This window comes from Vibrio crassostreae (genome assembly GCF_041439375.1).
In the GTDB taxonomy this organism is placed as follows: Bacteria; Pseudomonadota; Gammaproteobacteria; order Enterobacterales; family Vibrionaceae; genus Vibrio; species Vibrio crassostreae_D.
The window spans coordinates 1-5180 of sequence record NZ_JBGONY010000113.1; the positions used below are offsets into that span (position 1 = coordinate 1).

The following is a 5180-nucleotide window of genomic DNA, read 5'->3' on the forward strand; positions in this document are numbered from 1 at the left end:
CTATTACCAAACGTGTAAAATTACTTGCAAACTGGGTGGGTCCATATATGACGATTATCTGGTCAATGACCAATGGCTAAAACGTTAGCGATTTTCTAGCTCTGCGAAAATAGCTTCAGCATCCACAATACTTCCTGAGATAGAAAGTGTGTTGAACGGAACCAAATCTTCAGGGCTAGAAGGCTTTTTAACTAACAGCTCTGGGTAGACTTTCGATTCGCCCATCAACATTGCCTTAAGCTCTTTGACGGATAGGTCAGGGTAGCGAGACCAAACTAATGCCGCGACGCCAGACACGACAGGTGCAGCCATACTTGTGCCACTTTTCGAACCGTAGGTGTTTCCCGGAGTGGTTGATAAAATGCGGTACCCAGGTGCAAACACATCAACTGATTTCTGGCCGAAGTTACTAAAGCTCGCCACTAACGTTTCGTCGGCATATTTTGCTGATGCACCCACATCTAACCATGTTGAAATAGGCTTTGAACGGTAGTGCTTCGCGTAGCGGTTTGGAAAGCTTGGTTTGATGTCGTTATCGTTACGGCTGTTCCCCGCAGAGTGAACGATCAAAACGCCTTTACGAGCCGCGTAACGGAATGCGTGGTCGACGATGTATTTACGTGGCGAGTAGCTTTTACCAAAGCTCATGTTAATGATCTTCGCGCCATTATCGACGGCGTAACGCACTGCATTGGCAATGTCCTTGTCCCGCTCATCGCCATTTGGCACCATACGTACCGCCATGATTTGAGCATGATCTGCCACACCATCAATACCCACTGAGTTGTTACGCTCTGCAGCGATGATTCCAGCAACGTGTGTACCGTGCGAACCAACAGGGCCTTTTACATCGTTGTTGCCGTAGCCTTTTTCCCAAGGGTTCGAGATGTCATCCCAAACAATATCGCCACGCGTGTCGAGCTCTAAGTTAAGGTGGAAATCCAGAGAGTCTTGGTAACGGCTACGACGTGATTCCAGATATTCAAATGAATACCATGAATCAAACACACTCAAAAGCCCTTCAGCTGCAGTAACGACGCTAGCATTCTCACTATCTAACAGTGTTTTCAGACCGTTAGTAGAAAAGTCTTTTTGATCGACGAACTGAAGAATCTGTTCTTTGAACTCATTGGCTTGGTCAGTTGCTGTCGTTACACGATTCAACGCATCTTGGTCATCTTTTAGAGACGACAAGTAATCGGATTCAACACCTTGATAATACTTACGTTTCTTACGCGGAATCCAATGTCCGTTCTCTTTTAACTCAAGGTACTTTTTGTATTCTCTAGTGACTTCTAGTGTGTCTTGGTCAACGTTAATACCTAACGAGTTACCCAAAAAGTTCCAGCCGTGGACATCGTCAATGTAACCATTGCCATCATCGTCAATCCCGTTGTCTGGGATCTCGTCTTCATTGGTCCAAAGTTTGTTTTTGAGATCTTCGTGTTCAACGTCGACACCTGAATCAAGAACGGCAACGATGACTGGTTGTGGTTGAAGAGGGGGCATCAAGTAGTCATATACCACATCAGAACCCACACCCTGAATTCTTGTGTAGCTTGCCGTTAAGTTAAACCAATCACCGCGCTGTTCATCAGCGTTGCTCATCATTCTCATTGAGAAAAATGAAGGTAGAATAGTTTCTCGCGAGTAATCCTCAACAATTGTCCCTTTTACATCTTGGATGAAAGGTGAGTTGGCAGGTTGTAGCTCTGGGCTACTCTCATTAAGAGCCGAGGCAGATACTTGAGCCGAAGCCATAATAGCTAAAGAAAGCGTGGTAAGTCTGTGTCCGTGATTCATCTGTGTTGCATCCTTATCATTGTGAGACTGAATAGTTGTGCGACTAGAACTGACTCCTTAGCGAAGCTTTATGAAAGCACGCAGTCAGTTCTGTGAGAGGGAAATGCCCGCTCAAAAGCAATCAAAAGATAATATGCAATCAGACTTGTATCATTCGTTTGATCAATGAAATGGTAGGAAGGTCTCACTGTGATCGATTTTAAAGTCTCAAAGTTTGAGCTAAATTCTATTAATAAAACCAATATTTATAAAATTAAGAATTGGGATTAAAGGTGTTTAGAATCAATTGATTAGTATGTTAATTGCAGGGGGGGGGTTGGCTCTCACTCAGCTATTGAAGTGCTTTTGAAAGAGCCAAGATCAAGGAGCTTAGTCGTCGTGAGAGCTAAATTCAAAGTTTCCGTTGACGGCAAAATGGTCTGAAAGGTGCCAACTTCCCCAAGTGTCAGAGTTCAACCTTTGATGAAGCTTGACCGTATTAGTATTACTTGTTGCTCGTCTATGCACTCTGCTAACAAAAACGTAATCCAGATACTCTACATCAGCGCCACCTGAATACTTATAAGCGGCATACGGGTTAATCGTCGGGTCAAAGGTTGCATTGGTGTAGCCTCTGAATTCTGGAGGATCAACATCCAACGTAGCTAGCATCAGAAGGTATTCCACGAAGTCGCTATTTTTATCGATATTGAAGTCTCCAGCATAGATAACCGCTTCGTTGGAAGGTATGCCTTTAGTCAGCATAAAGGTTCGCATCAGCCCTAGCTGTAAGCGTCTTAGTCTTTTGGCCGCAGGCGTATTGAATGATGCTAGGTGCGTGTTGAATATATGGTATATCTGACCATCTTTGTCGATTTTTGTGTAGACGACGCCTTTATCTGCGTAACAATCAGTCCCGGAGCAGTGTTCAAAAACTATACTGTCGGTTTCAATAATTGGATAGCGACTAAAAGTGACCACGCCTCCGTCGTACATCGCACTAGTGCCACCTCCTACTACCTCTGTTCTAAATGCATATTCCTCTGCTAGAGCGTTGAATAGGATCTCTCGGTCTGAAGAAAAAGCTTCTTGAAGTGTGAGTACGTCATATCCGGAGAGAGTGTGGTCCAAGACACTTGCACGACTTGTAATGTTTGATGATACGCCGGGGAGCATCCATAGGTTATATGACCCAACGTTCAAGGTATTTGGGTCTTGATCAAAATCATTGATTGTATGTTCTGAGACTACAAATTCAACGTCGTCGAAACCTGACGTGTATATAGCCTTAACACCGAACTCAGAGTGATATCCATCTTGGTTATAACGATGAAGAATATATGGGTTGTAGTCGGTCATCATCCCTTGATCTTTATACCCATAAGACAACGTTGAGCCTGAACCGTGACCAACTAACCTAAGTTGACTTACAGGTTCTTGCGGCTTAGGTTCCCAAGAACCTTCGTTTGTTAATCGTGAAATTGTTAGGAAGTAGTCATACGTTGCGCCATTAACAAGCCCATAATATCGATTAAAATCAGCTACTTTAGCTTTTTGATAAGGCCAAATAACTAAGTCATTTTCAGTCAACCTGTATTGGTAACCGTTACTTACGGGTTCACTGGAGTCTATCGAAAAGTTTATTAATATGGGTTTGTCGGTGCGGTTTATATAGTAAAGTGATGTTGCGAGTGCTTGGCTGGCTATTGCCCAAATTATCAGTGTTGAACACAGCTTTTTAATCATGTTTCTTCCTTTGATTACATTCCTAAAATCGAAAACAGAAAGTAGCCCTGGTATGCATTCAGTTGCAAATTAAAGATTTTGGTTTTGTGCTGTGTAACGCGCATGTGATCATATTGTAAATTTTATGAAAAATTACTCTGTTTTATAGTAACTTATGATTATTCTAACCGATTCGAAGTACATTCTATGACGACTTATTTTGCTGGTTTCTCCCTTGGGCTTTCGCTAATCCTTGCGATTGGTTCTCAAAATGCGTTTGTTTTAAAGCAAGGTCTAAAGAATCAACACGTATTGGCAGTTTGCGCTGTATGTGCAATTTCTGATGCCTTACTCATTAGTTTTGATGTAACAGGCTTCGGCGCAATCGTTAAGCAGTTCCCACAAATTGAGCAGTTCGCCCGTTATGGTGGGGCTATCTTTTTGGGTGTCTATTCATTCTTAAGCTTCCGTTCAGCATTCACTGAAAATCACGCCTTAGAAGCCACTGCTGAAACCAAAGACTCATTAACTAAAGCGATTGCGATGTGTTTGGCGTTCACTTGGCTTAATCCGCATGTGTATTTGGATACTGTGGTATTGCTGGGTTCTATCTCAACTCAATATCAACCTAATCAAATGTTGTTTGGTGCTGGTGCCGTATCGGCGTCGTTTGTGTTCTTCTTTTCACTTGGATATGGCGCACGCTTCTTGGCTCCAATGTTTAAGAACCCGAGAGCGTGGAAGGTGTTGGAATTTGTCGTTGGCGTGATCATGGCGTCTATTGCATTATCTTTGATCGTCTAGCTGCGCGTAATTAGGCATTCAAACATATGGTCTAAAGCTCCTACCTAGAGTTACTAATTAAAGTTCCTATCTAAAGTGACTGTCTTTAGTTATCTCCGCATTTAATTATTTCCAAAAAAATAGAATTATTTTTCGTCTTTCGGTTTTGGCGTTCGTCTTAGGGGTACAAATACAAATTAATGACCTAATGAGGAGTAAACCATGATTAAACTTGTTAGCTTTAAAAACTGCCCATTCGTTCAACGTGTAATGGGTGCTTTGGTAATGAAAAATGTCCCATTTGAAATTGAATACATTGAGCTAAACAATAAACCTCAATGGTTCCTAGATATTTCGCCAAACGGACAAGTGCCAGTATTGATTACAGAAAATGACACGGTTCTTTTTGAGTCAGATGCAATTGTTGAATACCTAGACGATAAATACGCGCCGATAGAAGAGGTGTCTGCCGAGCAAAAAGCATTAGATCGTGCTTGGTCTTATCAGGCGAGTAAACATTACATGCCACAATGCGGCACAATGGGAAGTAAAGACAAAGAGACTTTTGAAACACGTTTAGCGAACCTTCAAAAAGCCTTCCTAAAAGCCGAAAACAAGTTAGGCAATACAGAATTCTTTAAAGGGGATTATATATCTAATGTCGACATTGCTTGGCTACCACTGTTGCACCGCGCGTCAGTAATTAATGAGGGGTCAGGCTTTGATATGCTCGAAGGATTCCCTAAAGTGCAAGCGTGGCAGGCCGCTTTGATTAAGTCGGGCTTAACGGAGAAAACGGTACCTCAAGACTTTGTGGAGAAGTTTAGTGGTTTCTATTGGCTTTGTTTCCTAATTGGATCTCAGATAGAAACGGCCAGTATGGGTGATTA

4 protein-coding genes are annotated in these 5180 nt (G+C 42.4%); 2 read left to right on the forward strand and 2 right to left on the reverse strand.

All coding sequences use genetic code 11. From position 1 onward, the window contains the following. Window positions 1-84: 84 nt before the first annotated feature. The gene (locus ACED45_RS23650) at window positions 85-1803 is read right to left on the reverse strand and encodes a S8 family peptidase (RefSeq protein ID WP_371715170.1); all 1719 of its coding nucleotides are present in this window, start codon (window positions 1801-1803) and stop codon (window positions 85-87) included. 369 nt (window positions 1804-2172) lie between these two features. Beyond that, window positions 2173-3528: a sphingomyelin phosphodiesterase gene (locus tag ACED45_RS23655; protein WP_371715171.1), complete on the reverse strand. Its 1356-nt coding sequence runs from the start codon at window positions 3526-3528 to the stop codon at window positions 2173-2175. A gap of 186 nt (window positions 3529-3714) precedes the next feature. Between ACED45_RS23655 and ACED45_RS23660 the strand changes: the two genes are divergently transcribed. Then, a complete protein-coding gene (locus ACED45_RS23660) occupies window positions 3715-4311 on the forward strand; it encodes a LysE/ArgO family amino acid transporter (protein WP_371715172.1) in 597 nt (198 codons plus the stop codon). Window positions 4312-4512: 201 nt separating this feature from the next. Continuing rightward, window positions 4513-5180 (forward strand): glutathione S-transferase family protein (locus ACED45_RS23665; protein WP_371715173.1); only part of this gene is annotated, 668 nt, incomplete at its 3' end.